This window comes from Colwellia ponticola (assembly GCF_005885605.1).
Classification (GTDB): domain Bacteria; phylum Pseudomonadota; class Gammaproteobacteria; order Enterobacterales; family Alteromonadaceae; genus Colwellia; species Colwellia ponticola.
Window position 1 is genome coordinate 1 of record NZ_SZVP01000198.1, and the last position, 418, is coordinate 418.

Below are 418 nucleotides of genomic sequence, written 5' to 3' on the forward strand. Positions count from 1 at the left end.
TTATGTTTCTGCGAATGCACAAGCTTTTTTGATTCAGCAAATGTTAGAGGAACATCTTTTGACAGAAGAAGAAGAGCTTTATTATCGCAGAGGAAGAAATGCCAAAAGCCATACGAGTGCAAAAAATGCTGACGTTACGACTTACCGGGTCGCAACAGGGTTCGAAGCACTGATGGGCTATCTGCATTTGACAAAACAAACCGAGCGGATGGAAGAATTGATCCGCTGGTGTATTCAGAAAGTTGGTGAAAAAAATGGGTAAAGAAAGAACAAACAAACATCAATCGAAACGTGGATTTGAAGATAAAAAACAAAATAGATATCCAAATAAAAAGCAAACTGGACGAAATCAGTCAGTTTCTGATCAAAATGAAGAAGCATTAGAAGATAATTTCGTCTTTGGACACCATGCCGCAGT

1 protein-coding gene is annotated in these 418 nt (G+C 38.5%); it reads left to right on the forward strand.

What is annotated here, in order from left to right; all coding sequences use genetic code 11:
* Positions 1–262, forward strand: a 262-nt coding sequence (locus FCS21_RS17930; RefSeq protein WP_138624540.1) for a ribonuclease III domain-containing protein, incomplete at its 5' end; no start/stop codon positions are given.
* Between the last annotated feature and the right edge of the window lie 156 nt (positions 263–418).